The sequence below is a fragment of the Paenarthrobacter sp. NPDC091669 genome, assembly GCF_044756725.1.
Lineage (GTDB): Bacteria > Actinomycetota > Actinomycetes > Actinomycetales > Micrococcaceae > Arthrobacter > Arthrobacter bambusae_C.
The window spans coordinates 353930-370194 of the sequence record NZ_JBIVTK010000002.1; the positions used below are offsets into that span (position 1 = coordinate 353930).

Genomic DNA, 16265 nt, shown 5'->3' on the forward strand with positions numbered 1-16265 from the left:
GAATTCCTTGGTACTTCAGGAATTTTGCGGGGTTTGCGGAATTGAGCCATTTAAATAGGCATGTTAGGCAATGAGGAAGCAGGAGACCAAGTGTCTGAGCAGGAGCTCGAGGTAAACGAGACTGAGCTGGAAGAAACTGAGGGCGCTGCAGTTGAGGCTGCGGAAGAGTCCGAGGTTGATTCTGCTGCGCCCGAATCTGCTGACGCCGATGATTCCGAAGAGGACTTCGAAGCTGACGTCGACGCCGAATCTGATGACGCGTCCGGCGATGTTGCAGATGAGGACGACGCTTCGGAAGAGTCCGACGGCGACGACCTGGCAGCCGCTGCTGCTGCAGCTCCGGCCGATCCGGCCGAGGAATTCAAGGGCAAGCTGCGCCGCCAGGAAGGTGACTGGTACGTCATCCACTCCTACGCAGGTTACGAAAACCGCGTGAAGGCAAACCTTGAGACCCGCATCCAGACCCTGGACATGGAAGATTACATCTTCGAAATCCAGGTCCCCATGGAAGAGGTCGTCGAGATCAAGAACGCGCAGCGCAAGGTCATCAACCGCGTTCGCATTCCCGGTTACGTCCTGGTCCGCATGGACCTGACCGATGCCTCCTGGGGCGCCGTTCGCCACACGCCGGGTGTCACCGGCTTCGTGGGCAACGCCCACAACCCCGTGCCGCTGCGCCTTGACGAGGTCTTCTCCATGCTCGCCCCGGTCTTCGAAGAAGAGCAGGCAGAGCAGGGCAAGCCGGTCAACAAGCAGAACCAGGCTCCCGTGGCCGTCGACTTCGAGGTCGGCGAGTCGGTCATCGTCAAGGAGGGCCCGTTCGAGACCCTTCCGGCAACGATCTCCGAGATCAAGCCCGAGTCCCAGACCCTGGTGGTCCTGGTCTCGATCTTCGAGCGCGAAACCCCGGTGACGCTCGCATTCAACCAGGTCACCAAGATCTAGCTGATTTCAATTTTCGCTCCAGTCCTGCCTGCTTAGCAGTTCGGGAGCGGCCGGCCGCCTCGCCATGGCGGCCAAAAACCTGGGACGCGCTCCTGTGCCCCAGGAAGCTATTGAGAGAAGGACCCTACATTGGCTCCCAAGAAGAAGGTCACCGGCCTCATCAAGCTGCAGATCCAGGCAGGTGCCGCTAACCCGGCCCCGCCGATCGGTCCTGCGCTTGGCCAGCACGGTGTCAACATCATGGAATTCTGCAAGGCGTACAACGCTGCAACGGAATCCCAGCGCGGAAACGTTATCCCGGTGGAAATCACGGTCTACGAAGACCGTTCCTTCACCTTCATCACCAAGACCCCGCCGGCTGCAGAGCTCATCAAGAAGGCTGCAGGCGTCGCCAAGGGTTCAGCTACCCCGCACACCGTCAAGGTTGCCAAGCTGACCCAGGCACAGGTTGAGGAAATTGCTTCCACCAAGATGGAAGACCTCAACGCCAACGACATCAAGGCTGCTGCCCTGATCATCGCCGGCACCGCCCGCTCCATGGGTATCACCGTAGAAGGCTAGTAGTCTTCGGAGGCCCTTGTGGCCTTCACCCGCCGGGCGACCGGCATCTGAAACATTTGAAATGTCGCAGGATCCTTGCCGGATCCACGACTGTGGCAGGGCCCAGCGCGGTCCGCAGACCACAACTGCACAAGGAGAAACAGCAGCATGGCAAAGCGCAGCAAAGCATATGAGGCAGCCGTAGCCAAGATCGAGGCAGACAAGGTCTACGCCCCGATCGAAGCCATCACCCTCGCGAAGGACACCAACCCTTCCAAGTTCGACGCAACCATTGAGGTAGCTTTCCGTTTGGGCGTTGACCCGCGTAAGGCCGACCAGATGGTTCGTGGCACCGTCAACCTGCCGCACGGCACCGGTAAGACCGCCCGCGTCCTCGTTTTCGCAACCGGCGACAAGGCTGAAGCAGCAATCGCTGCCGGCGCCGACTTCGTTGGTTCCGATGACCTGATCGAAAAGATCGCAGCCGGCTGGACCGACTTCGACGCCGCAGTGGCAACCCCTGACCTCATGGGCAAGGTTGGCCGCCTCGGTAAGGTCCTCGGCCCGCGTAACCTGATGCCGAACCCGAAGACCGGTACGGTTACCCCGGATGTCACCAAGGCTGTCAACGACATCAAGGGTGGCAAGATCGACTTCCGCGTCGACAAGCACTCGAACCTGCACTTCATCATCGGCAAGGTTTCCTTCGACGCCAACAAGCTGGCCGAGAACTACGCAGCTGCACTGGAAGAGGTGCTTCGCTTGAAGCCGTCCGCTTCCAAGGGCCGCTACATCCAGAAGGCTACCGTTGCCACCACGTTCGGTCCGGGCATCACCGTTGACCCGAACGTCACCAAGGTTCTCACCGACGCGTAAGCTTCGCGAACACTGGCTCTGAGAAAAGGACCGTCCGGCTTAGCCGGGCGGTCCTTTTTCCTGCCCTGTTCCCTGTTCACCGGCAGTGGTGCGCCGTAGGCTGTGGTGCGTGTCGTCGTCGAACTCTTCCGTCCCTGGCGGGCTATCCGTGGAACGGATTCCCGTGCCTGTCCAGCCCGGCGAAGACGCCTCGGAATTCCAGGCTTTCCATGGGCTGGACGTCGCCCACCAGTTGGAGCTCTGGGGCAACCGGGACCGTTGTCCCACGTTGGCCGAAGCTGCTGTGTTTTGGCGGGGGAGTGAGTACGAGGAGCGGCAGGTGTTCCTGGCGTATCTCGATGGCTCCGTGGTGGGCAGCGGAACGCTGACCCTGCCGCTGAGTGAAAACACGACGACGGCGGGCGTGGACGTCCTTGTCGCCTCACCTTTCCGTCGGCGCGGGTTTGGATCCGCCATCCTCGGCTGTGTGGAGGAACTGGCACGCGGACGGGGCCGCAACTCCTTTGACGGGTACTGCGAGGAGCCGCTCAGGCCGGCCACGGAACGCGTCCGGTTGCTGGAGGCCAAGTCCGGCACCGGCGGTGTCCCGCTGGATTCCGCATCAACCTTGTTCGCCCTCCATCATGGGTACTCGTTGGAACAGGTGGAAACCAACAGCACGCTGCCTTTCCCTGTGGGGGAGGAGGTTCTGCGGGACCTTGAGGCTGAGGCTACGCAGCGGGCTGCCGGGTACAGCGTCATGGCGTGGCAGGACCGGTGCCCGGACCATCTGGTGGACGTCTTCGCGCACCTCAAGAGCCTCATGAGCACGGAAGTGCCCATCGCCGGGTTGGGCTGGGAGGGCGAGGACTGGGATGCCGCCCGGGTACGCCAGGAAGAATCCACATGGAGGGCGGGCGGTGTTGACCCGGTAGTAGCGGTTGCCCGCCACGACGCCACAGGTGAGCTTGCTGCCTACACGGTCCTGACCCATCGCGCGGCCCTGCCTGCCGTGATCTTTCAGGAGGACACGTTGGTGGCCTCTGGGCACCGCGGTCACCGCTTGGGGATGCTGGTCAAGATCGCCAATCTTCGTCGCGCAAAGGAGCTCTGGCCCGACGCCACGTCGGTGATGACATGGAACGCCAATGAAAACCGGCATATGCTGTCCATTAATATCGCCCTGGGATTCAAGCCCTCCGGCTTTGAAGGCGAATGGCAGAAACGGCTGGGATGACTGTAGACGAGGCAAAGACCGTTCACGTCGAGCAGCTGTGGGTGCCTGACACCCTGGACAGTCCCGACGCCGCTGATTTCCTGGACGCTGTGGAAGTTGGCCGACGGGTACGCATGGAAACCTGGGGGAGCGACGACCTCGCCTACACGCCCTTGGAGAAGCTGCTGGAGTTCTCCGATCCATATGAGCGCCAGATCATCCTGGTGGCCAAGGTGGACGGCGCCATTGTGGGCACTGTGGATATTGCCTTGCCCCTGGCCGACAACATGGACCTGGCCGAATTCACCTTGGATATCCTGCCTGAGTATCAAAGCCAGGGCGTCGGGCGGCAATTGCTTGAAGCCGCCGAACAACTGGCAAGGGCAGAGGGCAGGACCATGATCCTGGTGGACACCAACCATCCTGCGACATCTCTGACTGAGGTCCCCGAGGACCAGCTGATCCCTGGAAGTGGTGCGGGCTTCATTCCCGTGAGCAGCAGGGAGGTGGATTTTGCCAAACGTGCCGGCTACACCCTCCAGCACATTGAGCAGTTCAGCTCCTGCGTCCTGCCCCTCGACTCCAAACTGGTGGGCGACCTGCAGGTGGAGGCCGAGGAAGCCAACGGTGGCCGCTATGTCCTGCACCACTGGACGGACCGCTGCCCTGAACCGTGGCTTGAAGCCGTGGCGGCGTTGGAAAACGCTGCCGGCGAGGTAGTCCGGGATGAGGGTGAAGAAGATGCCCCCGAGGTCGAGGCAAGCGGCATGGTGTTCGATCCCGTCGTACTCCGTGACACCGAAGACGCCGCCTTGGCGCAGGGCCGGCGCACGGTGGTCACCGCCGTCGAGCATGGTGAGAGCGGTAGGCTCGTGGGCCTGACCACCATCAGCGTCCTGGCCCACCGCCAGGACGTGGTGTTCCAAGACGACACGCTGGTCCTCCAGGAACACCGGGGCAACAAGCTGGGCCTGCTGATCAAGGTGGCCAACATGGAAAGGCTCAGCGAGCAATTCCCTGATGCCCGGGTGATCTACACGTGGAACGCGCCCGAGAACCGTTACCTCCTCACCGTGAACAAGCAGTTGGGGTTTACGACGGCGGGCGTCACCGGACTCTGGCAGAAGGAACTTCCCGGACGGGGTAAGGACACGACGTCGTCGGACTAGGCCGCCCTCGATTTGGTTTGGGGACCACTCTCCCGTAACCTTGAAGTACCAAAGACCGTCGGTTGATGGGAATCCACTCTTTCGAGCACAGCTCAATTCTGCAGCTACGCCCTTGAGATCACAGTGAATTCCTTGACGAAGGACCCTGAACATAGGGCGGCCGGCGCAGGTGAACGAAGCAAGTCTCCACGGATTCTCTGTGTTGAGCCAAGCCCCGTGCATCTGCGCGGGGCGTTTTTAGTTTTAGCTCTCGTGAGCGGGGACCCGGAAGACCGGCTTTATTCCCCGGAAGGAGGGTTATGACAACGCCTAGCAAGGTTTCCGCTGTTGCGGAGATCACCAACGATTTCAAGGAATCGAACGCGGCTGTCCTGACCGAATACCGCGGGCTCACTGTTGCACAGCTCAAGGAACTGCGTGTTGCGCTCGGCCAGGACACCAAGTTCTCGGTCGTCAAGAACACCCTGAGTGCCATTGCAGCCAAGGAAGCTGGAGTTGAAGCATTCAACGATCAGCTCGCCGGCCCTACTGCAATCGCTTTCATCAAGGGTGACGCTGTTGCTGCTGCCAAGAGCCTGACGGACTTTGCCAAGGCCAACAAGCAGCTGGTTATCAAGACCGGCGTCTTCGAAGGCAAGGCATTGGACGCAGCAGGAGTTGCCGCACTGGCAGCCCTCGAGTCCCGCGAGCTGCAGCTTGCACGTGTTGCTGGTGTCCTCAAGGCTCCCGCATCCGCTGCTGCACGCATCATCGACGCTCTGCGCCTCAAGCTTGAAGAAGAGGGCGGCGCATCTGCACCGGCCGCTGAAGAAGCCCCGGCCGCTGAAGAGGCTGCTGCTGAAGAGGTTGCGGCTCCGGCCGAAGCCGCTGAAGCTGCAACCGAAGAGAACTAAGTTCTCCCCTCAATCAAACTCTGGTGCATGGATCGGTTTAGCCCGGACCTGCACCAACTAATGGAAGGACGCCACCATGGCGAAGCTCAGCAACGAAGAGCTCATTGAAGCTTTCAAGGAACTGACCATCATCGAGCTCTCCGAGTTCGTCAAGCTCTTCGAAGAGACCTTCGAAGTTACGGCTGCTGCTGTTGCAGTTGCCGGCCCCGCTGCCGGCGGTGCTGCTGAAGCTGCTGAAGAGAAGACCGAATTCGACGTCGTTCTCGAAGCTGCTGGCGACAAGAAGATCGCAGTGATCAAGGAAGTTCGCGCCATCACCTCCCTCGGCCTCAAGGAAGCCAAGGACCTGGTTGACAGCGCACCGAAGGCTGTTCTCGAAGGCGCCACCAAGGAAGCTGCCGAGAAGGCAAAGGCTCAGCTCGAAGAAGCTGGCGCAACGGTTACCCTCAAGTAGCTCGTTCTTGCTTGTGGAAGCTCCGTCCGGTTCGCCGGGCGGGGCTTCCTGCGTTTAATGCACCCCAAGCAGGTAGCAGCACATGCCGTTCTGAGCTGTCAGAACGGCCTCAACTGTCACCTAATTGGGTTCGCTGATGTCCGCCACAACCGCACCGAGTGCAGCGGTGAGGGCATCCGCGTCCACGAACGCGCTCCGGCCGTGGGCGCCTGCGCCCATGGAGATGCGACGCCCGGTGATGGTGGCGTCGGCGTACACGGGCCAGGGTGTGGTGCTGCCCAACGGCGTGATGGTGCCCCGCTCGTAGCCGGTGGCTGCCAGGGCGACGTCGGCGTGGGGGAGCGAGAGCTTGTTGACACCCACCAAGGCCCGCAACTTCGGCCACGAGATCTGGCGGTCCCCGGGAATCAGTGCGAACAGGAAGCTGCCATCGCGGTGCTTGACCACCAGCGACTTCACAATGTCCGCAGGGCTGATGCCCAGGATCCCGGCAGCTTCTTCGAGGCTGCGCGCTGCGGGACGCTCGACGACGTCAACGTCCAGTCCGCGGGCGGCGGCATCGGACAGGAACCTCTCAGCACCGTCCGTCACAGCTTCATTCACGTCGTTTCCCATCAGTGCTCGTTTCCCATCGGTGCTCGTTCGAACGTCAGTCCAGGTTCCTCCATCAGTCGCGGTACAGGAGTAGGGCTTCGCCCTGTCCGCCACCGCCACACAGCGACACTGCGGCCTTGCCTGTTCCCCTGCGCTTGAGCTCATGGGCTGCATGCAGTGCGAGCCGGGCGCCGGATGCCCCGATGGGGTGGCCCAGGGCAATGGCGCCGCCATGGATGTTGCACTTTTCCAGCGGATAACGCAGGTCCTTCAGGGATTGGACTGCCACGGAGCCGAACGCTTCATTGATTTCGATGAAGTCCAGGTCTTCAACCGTCCAGCCGGCCCGCTTCAGCGCTTGGGCAATGGCGTTGGACGGCTGGGAGTGCAGTGAATTATCCGGGCCGGCAACCTGGCCGGGTTTTCCCACAACGGCCAGGTAATCCAGGCCGTTGTCTTCGGCGAAGCGGCGGCTGGCCAGCACCAATGCTGACGCGCCGTCGGACAGGGGAGAGGAGTTCCCGGCCGTAATGGTGCCGTCTGTAGCGAACGCGGCCTTGAGCGGCGCCAGGGTTTCCACCGTCGTGTTGGGGCGGACGCCTTCATCCGTACTGAGAACCAGCGGATCGCCCTTGCGCTGCTTGACTCTCACAGGAGCAATTTCGACGTCGAACGTTCCGTCTGCGATGGCGGCAGCGGCACGCTGGTGGGAAGCAGCAGCAACCTCGTCCTGTGCCTTGCGGTCGATGCCCAGGGTGAGGTTCTTGGTTTCTGTGGACAAGCCCATGGACTGCCCGTCGAAGGCATCAGTGAGTCCGTCGTGGGCGGCTACGTCCAGGGCCTGGATGGCGCCGTAGGTCCAGCCCTGCCGGGAGCCGGGCAGGAGGTGCGGAGCGCGGGTCATGGATTCCTGGCCGCCGGCCACCACTACGGTGGCGTCACCGCTGCGGATCATCCGTGCGGCATCAATGACGGCAGTGAGCCCGGAGAGGCACACCTTGTTGATGGTCAGGGCAGGGATGTTCCAGCCTACGCCGGCGGCAATGGCGCTCTGGCGGGCCGGGTTCTGGCCAGCTCCGGCCTGGAGCACCTGCCCCATGATCACGGCGTCCACCTGCTCGGCTTTCACACCGCTGGCGGCCAGGGCCGCGGTGATGGCGTGTGCACCAAGGTCGACGGCGGTGAAGCCCGCCAGTTGCCCGTTGAGCCGGCCCTGTGGGGTGCGGGAAGCGGCGAGGATGACAACGTCATTGTCGTCAGCGGAGTTGGTCATGGTCTCTCTTCCGATCCGGGAGTGGTGAAGCAAGGCTATCGCGGGGCGCGCGTCAGCCTATCCTTTCAACGGTTGTGCCTTCCGCGGCATTCCATCTCTTCACAGGAGCTTTGTTGGCAGGCGGGATGCCCGTTGGGGTGTCGGCAGCACGGGTGGTGGATGGCCCTGTAGCCCGCGGCTTAGGTGCCTGCAGCAACGGTGCTTGCAATCACGGACGATCTGGGGTAGACAGGAAGGCTGCTTTGCCGTATTGTAGATATTTGCGTCTTCCCTGTTAACCTTCAGCCTTCATATAGCGGTGGGCTTTACCTCTCAGCTGCGCCATTGACGTGCCGTTCCTTAACGTGCACGGCCAAGGAGTGGACTGGGTCCGGGTCATATAGCGGAACCGGAATAAGTATCCTGCGGAGCACTCTGCGGGATGCAAACGGGGGAGATCTGAAAACGCCTGAAGGTCTGTGGAAGGATCCCTCTTGGTCGCCTCGAGCACCTCTAATAACGAAACCGCTAACACGGCAAGCACCGATGGTGCCACCCGCCGCCTCTCATTCGCAAAGATTCATGAACCGCTTGATGTTCCGAATCTTCTCGCCCTGCAGACGGACAGCTTTGACTGGCTCGTCGGAAACGAACGCTGGCAGGCGCGGGTAGCGAAGGCTGTCGAGGAGGGCGACCTCAGCGTCGCCACCACCTCCGGACTTGCCGACATCTTCGAAGAGATCTCCCCCATCGAGGACTTCCAGGGCACCATGTCCCTGAGCTTCTCCGAGCCGGAGTTCGCTGACCCGAAGTACACCATGGCCGAATGCAAAGACCGTGACGCCACCTACTCGGCACCGTTGTACGTCAAGGCCGAGTTCATGAACAACAACACGGGCGAAATCAAGCAGCAGACCGTGTTCATGGGCGACTTCCCCCTCATGACTGAAAAGGGAACGTTCGTCGTCAACGGCACCGAGCGTGTTGTTGTCTCCCAGCTGGTCCGTTCGCCGGGCGCCTACTTCGAGCGCACCGCCGACAAGACCAGTGACAAGGACATCTTCACTGCGAAGATCATCCCGTCCCGTGGTGCATGGTTCGAACTCGAAATCGACAAGCGCGACCAGGTCGGCGTTCGCCTCGACCGCAAGCGCAAGCAGTCGGTCACGGTTCTCCTGAAGGCCCTCGGCTGGACCGAAGGCCAGATCCTGGAAGAGTTCGGCCAGTACGACTCCATGCGTGCAACGCTGGAGAAGGACGCCACCGAGACCCGCGAAGACGCGCTTCTGGACATCTACCGCAAGCTGCGTCCGGGCGAGCCGCCCACAGTCGAGGCTGCCCAGTCCCTGCTGGACAACCTGTACTTCAACGCCAAGCGCTACGATCTTGCCAAAGTTGGCCGTTACAAGATCAACCGCAAGCTCGGCATCGACCGCTCCCTTGGTGACAAGGAAGCGTCGGTCCTGCACGTTGAAGACATCGTCGCCATGATCAAGTTCCTCGTTGCGCTCCACGCCGGCGAGAAGACCCTCATGGGCAAGCGCGACGGCGAAGACCACGAGCTCCGCGTCGACGTCGACGACATCGACCACTTCGGCAACCGTCGCATCCGCGCCGTGGGCGAACTGATCGAGAACCAGGTCCGCACCGGTCTGTCCCGTATGGAACGCGTCGTCCGCGAACGCATGACCACGCAGGACGTCGAGGCCATCACGCCGCAGACGCTGATCAACATCCGTCCCGTTGTCGCAGCCATCAAGGAGTTCTTCGGAACTTCCCAGCTGTCGCAGTTCATGGACCAGAACAACCCGCTCTCGGGTCTGACCCACAAGCGCCGCCTGTCGGCACTTGGCCCGGGTGGTCTGTCCCGTGACCGTGCAGGCATGGAAGTTCGAGACGTTCACCCGTCCCACTACGGACGTATGTGCCCCATCGAAACCCCTGAAGGCCCGAACATTGGTCTGATCGGTTCGCTGGCATCCTACGGTCGCATCAACCCGTTCGGCTTCATCGAGACGCCGTACCGTTTGGTCTCCGAAGGCGTCGTTTCCGACGAGGTCCAGTACCTGACGGCCGACGACGAAGCCGAGGTCCTGATTGCACAGGCCAACGCTCCGCTGGATGCTGACAAGAAGTTCTCTGAAGAGACCGTCCTTGTCCGTGCCCGTGGTGGTGGAGGCGAGCCCGTTCTGGTTCCCGCCGCCGAGGTTCAGTTCATGGACGTTTCCCCGCGCCAGATGGTGTCCGTGGCAACTGCCCTGATCCCGTTCCTTGAGCATGACGATGCCAACCGTGCACTCATGGGTGCCAACATGCAGCGCCAGGCCGTGCCGCTGGTCCGTTCCGAGGCTCCTTTCGTGGGCACCGGCATGGAGCGTGCAGCAGCCGTCGACGCCGGTGACGTTGTCATCGCGAAGAAGGCAGGTGTGGTCACCGAGGTTTCCGCCGAGCTGGTTGTCATGATCAATGACGACGGTACTGAGACCAACTACCGCATCAACAAGTTCGCCCGTTCCAACCAGGGCAACTGCTACAACCACCGCGTTCTGGTCAACGAAGGCCAGCGCCTGGAAGTTGGCGGCATCATCGCTGATGGTCCCGCAACGGACCAGGGCGAACTGGCCCTCGGTAAGAACCTGCTCGTGGCATTCATGTCATGGGAAGGCCACAACTTCGAGGACGCCATCATCCTGTCGCAGCGCATTGTTGCTGAGGATGTCCTTTCCTCCATCCACATCGAGGAGCACGAAATTGATGCCCGCGACACCAAGCTTGGTGCCGAGGAAATCACGCGTGACATCCCCAACGTGTCCGAGGAAGTCCTTGCGGGCCTGGACGAGCGTGGCATCATCCACATTGGTGCCGAGGTTGAAGCCGGCGACATCCTGGTTGGAAAGGTCACCCCTAAGGGTGAAACCGAACTGACCCCGGAAGAGCGTCTTCTCCGCGCCATCTTCGGTGAGAAGTCCCGCGAAGTCCGCGACACCTCCCTGAAGGTGCCCCACGGCGAGTCCGGTACGGTCATCGGCGTGCGCGTCTTCGACCGCGACAACGATGACGAACTGCCCCCGGGCGTGAACCAGCTGGTCCGCGTCTACGTTGCAGCCAAGCGTAAGATCACCGACGGCGACAAGCTCGCCGGCCGTCACGGCAACAAGGGTGTTATCTCCAAGATCCTCCCGATCGAGGACATGCCCTTCCTCGCAGACGGTACCCCGGTGGACATCGTCCTGAACCCGCTTGGTGTTCCGGGTCGAATGAACGTTGGACAGGTCCTGGAAACCCACCTCGGTTGGGTTGCCAAGACCGGTTGGAAGATCGAAGGCGAGCCGGAGTGGGTCAAGAACCTGCCCAACCTGCCCCGTGAAACCGGCCAGACCACCGTTGCCACCCCCGTGTTCGATGGCGCCCGTGAAGAAGAAATCACTGGTCTGCTTGACTCCACCAACGTGACCCGCGACGGCGACCGCCTGATCGATTCCTCCGGCAAGACCCGTCTGTTCGACGGCCGCTCCGGCGAGCCGTTCCCGGACCCGATCTCCGTCGGTTACATGTACATCCTGAAGCTCCACCACCTGGTGGACGACAAGATCCACGCGCGCTCCACCGGCCCGTACTCCATGATCACGCAGCAGCCGCTGGGTGGTAAGGCTCAGTTCGGTGGCCAGCGCTTCGGTGAAATGGAAGTGTGGGCGCTCGAAGCTTACGGCGCCGCCTACACGCTTCAGGAACTCCTCACGATCAAGTCGGATGACATCCATGGTCGTGTGAAGGTCTACGAAGCCATCGTCAAGGGCGAGAACATCCCTGAGCCTGGCGTTCCCGAGTCCTTCAAGGTCTTGATCAAGGAAATGCAGTCGTTGTGCCTGAACGTGGAAGTTCTTTCCACTGATGGAACCACGATCGAAATGCGTGACTCTGATGACGCAGTCTTCACGGCTGCGGAAGAACTGGGCATCGATCTGTCTCGTGCAGAGCCCAGTTCCGTAGAAGAGGTCTAGCAGCTGTTCCGGCGGGCAGCCTCAACAACTGTCCGTCGGAACAGCTCCCTCTTCCCGTAACCAAGACTTCAGAATTTAGAGAACAAGAGAGAACAGGGACCCTATGTCCAGCGAATCCTCCTTCGGCCTCATGCAGATCGGCCTCGCCACCGCGGAAGACATCCGCGGATGGTCTTACGGTGAGGTCAAGAAGCCGGAAACCATTAACTACCGCACGCTCAAGCCCGAGAAGGACGGCCTCTTCTGCGAGAAGATCTTCGGCCCTTCCCGCGACTGGGAATGCTACTGCGGCAAGTACAAGCGCGTCCGCTTCAAGGGCATCATTTGCGAGCGTTGTGGCGTTGAAGTCACCCGCGCCAAGGTGCGCCGTGAGCGCATGGGCCACATCGAGCTGGCCGCGCCTGTAACGCACATCTGGTACTTCAAGGGCGTTCCCTCGCGCTTGGGCTACCTTCTGGACCTGGCACCGAAGGACCTTGAGAAGGTCATCTACTTCGCTGCCTACATGATCACCAGCGTTGACACCGAAAGCCGTCACGCCGAACTGCCGAACCTCCAGGTTGAGCACGACCTCGAGAAGAAGCAGATGGTGGACAACCGCGACAGCGACATCGCCACGATCGCCCGCGACCTTGAAGACGAGCTTGCCCGTCTTGAGGGTGAAGGCGCCAAGGCTGCCGACAAGAAGAAGGCCCGCGACTCTGCAGACCGCCAGATGGCGAACGTCCGCAAGCGTGCCGACGCCGACATCGAGCGCCTCGAGCAGGTCTGGGACCGCTTCAAGAACCTCAAGGTCGCTGACCTTGAAGGCGACGAAGGCCTGTACCGCGAACTGCGCGACCGTTACGGTCTGTACTTCGAGGGCTCCATGGGTGCCGAAGCCATCAAGAAGCGTCTTGAAACCTTCGACATGCAGGCCGAGGCTGAGTCACTGCGCGACACCATCCAGAACGGCAAGGGCCAGCGCAAGACGCGTGCCCTGAAGCGCCTGAAGGTCGTCAATGCATTCCTGACCACCAACAACAGCCCGCTCGGCATGGTTCTCGACGCCGTCCCGGTGATCCCGCCGGAACTGCGCCCGATGGTCCAGCTGGACGGTGGCCGCTTCGCGACCTCCGACCTCAACGACCTCTACCGTCGTGTGATCAACCGCAACAACCGACTCAAGCGCCTGCTTGACCTCGGCGCTCCGGAGATCATCGTCAACAACGAGAAGCGCATGCTTCAGGAAGCTGTTGACAGCCTCTTCGACAACGGTCGTCGTGGCCGTCCCGTCACGGGTCCGGGCAACCGTCCGCTGAAGTCCCTGAGCGACATGCTCAAGGGCAAGCAGGGTCGTTTCCGCCAGAACCTCCTCGGCAAGCGCGTTGACTACTCCGGCCGTTCGGTCATCGTTGTCGGCCCGCAGCTGAAGCTGCACCAGTGTGGTCTGCCCAAGCAGATGGCCCTGGAGCTCTTCAAGCCGTTCGTGATGAAGCGCCTGGTTGACCTCAACCACGCCCAGAACATCAAGTCGGCAAAGCGCATGGTTGAGCGTTACCGTCCGCAGGTCTGGGACGTGCTGGAAGAGATCATCACCGAACACCCGGTGCTGCTCAACCGTGCACCTACCCTGCACCGCCTCGGCATCCAGGCCTTCGAACCCCAGCTTGTGGAAGGCAAGGCAATCCAGCTTCACCCGCTGGTTTGTGGCGCCTTCAACGCTGACTTCGACGGCGACCAGATGGCAGTCCACCTGCCGCTGAGCCCGGAAGCCCAGGCCGAAGCCCGCATCCTGATGCTGTCCTCGAACAACATCCTGAAGCCGTCCGATGGCCGTCCGGTGACCCTGCCTTCGCAGGATATGATCATCGGCCTGTACCACCTGACCACCAAGCGCGTCGGTTCTGCCGGCGAAGGCCGCATCTTCTCCTCGGTTTCGGAAGCCATCATGGCGTACGACGCCCGTGATCTGCACCTGAACTCCCAGGTCAAGATCCGCCTGGATGATTTTGTGCCTTACGCAGGGTGGGAAGCTCCGGAAGGTTGGGAGGCCGGTCAGCCGGCTCTCGTTGAAACCTCCCTGGGCCAGGTCATCTTCAACCAGACGCTGCCTGAGGATTACCCCTGGGTTGAGGCTGTTGCCGACAAGGGCGAGCTGTCCCGGATCGTCAACGACCTCGCAGAGCGTTACCCGAAGGTTGTCACGGCGGCAACGCTGGATAACCTGAAGGACGCCGGCTTCTACTGGGCCACCCGTTCGGGTGTCACGGTTGCCATTTCCGACATCGAGGTGCCTACCTCCAAGCCTGCCATCCTGGCCGGTTACGAGGCCATGGCTGCCAAGATCCAGGGCCAGTACGACAAGGGCCTGATCGACGACGACGAGCGTCGCCAGGAACTGATCGAAATCTGGAACAAGGCCACCAACGAAATCGCCCAGGCGATGCGTGACAGCCTTTCCCCGATGAACACCATCAACCGCATGGTGTCCTCCGGTGCACGTGGTAACTGGATGCAGGTCCGCCAGATCGCGGGTATCCGTGGTCTTGTGGCCAACCCGAAGGGTGAGATCATTCCTCGCCCGATCAAGTCCTCCTACCGCGAGGGCCTGTCGGTGCTGGAATACTTCATCGCCACGCACGGTGCCCGTAAGGGTCTGGCCGATACCGCTCTCCGTACCGCCAACTCGGGTTACCTGACCCGTCGTCTGGTGGACGTTTCGCAGGACGTCATCGTCCGCGAAGAGGACTGTGGTACCGAGCGCGGTCTGCTCACGCCGATCGCCGTGCCGGATTCCAACGGTGAGCTCGTCCTGGACGAGAACGTCGAGAACAGCGCCTACGCACGTACGCTGGCTGTCGACGTCGTCGATGCCCAGGGCAACGTCCTGGCTGCCGGCGGCACCGACTGCGGCGACGTCGTCATCGACCAGCTGCTGGCTGCAGGCATCACCGAGGTCAAGGTCCGCTCCGTACTCACCTGTGAGTCCAAGGTCGGTACCTGTGCACTCTGCTACGGCCGTTCGCTGGCCACTGGCAAGACCGTTGACATCGGCGAGGCCGTGGGCATTATTGCCGCACAGTCCATCGGTGAGCCCGGTACCCAGCTGACCATGCGTACGTTCCACACCGGTGGTGCTGTTTCCGCCGGTGGTGGCGACGACATCACCCAGGGTCTGCCCCGTATCCAGGAGCTCTTCGAAGCCCGTACTCCGAAGGGTGTCGCACCGATTGCTGAAGCAGCCGGCCGCATCACCATTGAAGAGTCCGAGCGCCAGATGCGCTTGGTCATCACTCCGGACGATGGTTCCGAAGAGATTGCCTACCCGGTACTGCGCCGTTCACGTCTCCTCATTGAGGATGGCGAGCACGTCAGCGTCGGCCAGAAGCTGATCAACGGTCCAGTGGACCCGAAGCAGGTTCTGCGCATCATGGGTCCGCGTGCTGCACAGAAGTTCCTTGTGGACGAAGTACAGGGCGTTTACCGCAGCCAGGGTATTGGTATCCACGACAAGCACGTCGAGGTTATCGTCCGCCAGATGCTGCGCCGCGTGACCGTCATCGAATCCGGCGACTCCGACCTGCTCCCCGGTGAGCTTGCAGAGCGCGCCCGCTTCGAGGACGAGAACCGCCGCGTCGTGTCCGAGGGCAAGTCCCCGGCTTCGGGTCGTCCGGAACTCATGGGTATCACCAAGGCTTCCTTGGCTACCGAGTCCTGGCTGTCGGCAGCTTCCTTCCAGGAAACCACCCGCGTCCTGACGCAGGCGGCCATGGAAGGCAAGAGCGATCCTCTGCTCGGCCTGAAGGAAAACGTCATCATCGGTAAGCTCATCCCGGCTGGTACGGGTCTGCCCCGCTACACAGAGGTCACTGTGGAGCCGACGGAAGAAGCAAAGGCAAGCCTGTTCACGGGCCCCAGCGCTTTCACCGACTTCTCCTATGACGCACTGGGCGGCGACGGAGCTCCCGAGTTCCACGCCATCCCGCTGGATGACTACGACCTCGGTAACGACTTCCGCTGATCCGTTGTTCTCCCGCCGTCATCGCTGAGGTGACGCCGTAAAGGTCCGGCCCCGTACTCCCTGAGTGCGGGGCCGGACCCGTGAATGCGGCAGCTTTCTGCCTGGCCAGGCGGGGGAGTGGAGGACGACGGCGGCAGCCGGGTTGCGCCGTCGTCCTCCATACACCCGATTAAGGCCCTAGATCAAGCCGTGCTAGACTTTTGGTAATTGTTCTGTGTGGCAGTGGATGAAGGCCGCCGCAGCATCATTTTGGTTTTGTTCTCATGGTGCTGGGTGGAGCCTGTTTCCGGGTTGCGGGCAACATGCGCAACGAATGCCGCACTTTTGCACGCCTACCGGAGTT

The 16265-nt window shown here is 61.6% G+C and carries 11 protein-coding genes; 9 read left to right on the forward strand and 2 right to left on the reverse strand.

Going from position 1 to position 16265, the window contains the following annotated elements; all coding sequences use genetic code 11:
- Nucleotides 1-90: 90 nt before the first annotated feature.
- The 7 genes from nusG to rplL all read left to right on the forward strand — a co-directional run bounded on the left by nusG (nucleotide 91) and on the right by rplL (nucleotide 6072).
- The gene (gene nusG, locus ACIQLI_RS04580) at nucleotides 91-945 is read left to right on the forward strand and encodes a transcription termination/antitermination protein NusG (RefSeq protein WP_089595812.1); all 855 of its coding nucleotides are present in this window, start codon (nucleotides 91-93) and stop codon (nucleotides 943-945) included.
- A 129-nt stretch (nucleotides 946-1074) separates the two neighbouring features.
- On the forward strand, nucleotides 1075-1506 hold the full coding sequence (gene rplK / locus ACIQLI_RS04585) for a 50S ribosomal protein L11 (protein ID WP_011775609.1): 432 nt from the start codon (nucleotides 1075-1077) through the stop codon (nucleotides 1504-1506).
- A gap of 147 nt (nucleotides 1507-1653) precedes the next feature.
- A complete protein-coding gene (rplA, locus tag ACIQLI_RS04590; RefSeq protein WP_089595811.1) occupies nucleotides 1654-2361 on the forward strand; it encodes a 50S ribosomal protein L1 in 708 nt (235 codons plus the stop codon).
- Nucleotides 2362-2470: 109 nt separating this feature from the next.
- The gene (locus tag ACIQLI_RS04595) at nucleotides 2471-3577 is read left to right on the forward strand and encodes a GNAT family N-acetyltransferase (RefSeq protein ID WP_400385501.1); all 1107 of its coding nucleotides are present in this window, start codon (nucleotides 2471-2473) and stop codon (nucleotides 3575-3577) included.
- Entirely contained in the window at nucleotides 3556-4725 is a 1170-nt protein-coding gene (locus ACIQLI_RS04600; protein ID WP_354230491.1) for a GNAT family N-acetyltransferase, read from the forward strand. The genes ACIQLI_RS04595 and ACIQLI_RS04600 overlap by 22 nt, the downstream gene beginning before the upstream one ends.
- A 299-nt stretch (nucleotides 4726-5024) precedes the next feature.
- The gene (gene rplJ / locus ACIQLI_RS04605; protein ID WP_062073190.1) at nucleotides 5025-5618 is read left to right on the forward strand and encodes a 50S ribosomal protein L10; all 594 of its coding nucleotides are present in this window, start codon (nucleotides 5025-5027) and stop codon (nucleotides 5616-5618) included.
- 76 nt (nucleotides 5619-5694) lie between these two features.
- Nucleotides 5695-6072 (forward strand): 50S ribosomal protein L7/L12, encoded by a 378-nt coding sequence (rplL, locus tag ACIQLI_RS04610; protein WP_011775604.1) that lies wholly within the window; start codon nucleotides 5695-5697, stop codon nucleotides 6070-6072.
- Between the two features lie 120 nt (nucleotides 6073-6192).
- Here the strand turns inward: rplL and ACIQLI_RS04615 are convergent, their stop codons facing one another.
- Complete coding sequence (locus ACIQLI_RS04615) at nucleotides 6193-6675, reverse strand: aminoacyl-tRNA deacylase (protein WP_400385505.1); 483 nt, start codon at nucleotides 6673-6675, stop codon at nucleotides 6193-6195.
- 64 nt (nucleotides 6676-6739) lie between these two features.
- A complete protein-coding gene (locus ACIQLI_RS04620) occupies nucleotides 6740-7939 on the reverse strand; it encodes an acetyl-CoA C-acetyltransferase (protein ID WP_354230496.1) in 1200 nt (399 codons plus the stop codon).
- Nucleotides 7940-8412: 473 nt separating this feature from the next.
- Here ACIQLI_RS04620 and rpoB point away from each other — a divergent pair, with 473 nt between their 5' ends.
- Together rpoB and ACIQLI_RS04630 are read left to right on the forward strand one after the other, a co-directional pair.
- The gene (rpoB, locus tag ACIQLI_RS04625) at nucleotides 8413-11919 is read left to right on the forward strand and encodes a DNA-directed RNA polymerase subunit beta (protein ID WP_354230498.1); all 3507 of its coding nucleotides are present in this window, start codon (nucleotides 8413-8415) and stop codon (nucleotides 11917-11919) included.
- Between the two features lie 103 nt (nucleotides 11920-12022).
- On the forward strand, nucleotides 12023-15922 hold the full coding sequence (locus ACIQLI_RS04630; protein WP_089595805.1) for a DNA-directed RNA polymerase subunit beta': 3900 nt from the start codon (nucleotides 12023-12025) through the stop codon (nucleotides 15920-15922).
- Nucleotides 15923-16265: the final 343 nt, after the last annotated feature.

Coding starts and splice junctions, on each gene's coding strand:
- rplA (WP_089595811.1), top strand. CDS start 1,654: ATGGCAAAGCGCAGCAAAGCATATGAGGCAGCCGTAGCCAAGATCGAG.
- ACIQLI_RS04600 (WP_354230491.1), top strand. CDS start 3,556: ATGGCAGAAACGGCTGGGATGACTGTAGACGAGGCAAAGACCGTTCAC.
- rplJ (WP_062073190.1), top strand. CDS start 5,025: ATGACAACGCCTAGCAAGGTTTCCGCTGTTGCGGAGATCACCAACGAT.
- rplL (WP_011775604.1), top strand. CDS start 5,695: ATGGCGAAGCTCAGCAACGAAGAGCTCATTGAAGCTTTCAAGGAACTG.
- ACIQLI_RS04620 (WP_354230496.1), bottom strand. CDS start 7,939: ATGACCAACTCCGCTGACGACAATGACGTTGTCATCCTCGCCGCTTCC.
- ACIQLI_RS04630 (WP_089595805.1), top strand. CDS start 12,023: ATGTCCAGCGAATCCTCCTTCGGCCTCATGCAGATCGGCCTCGCCACC.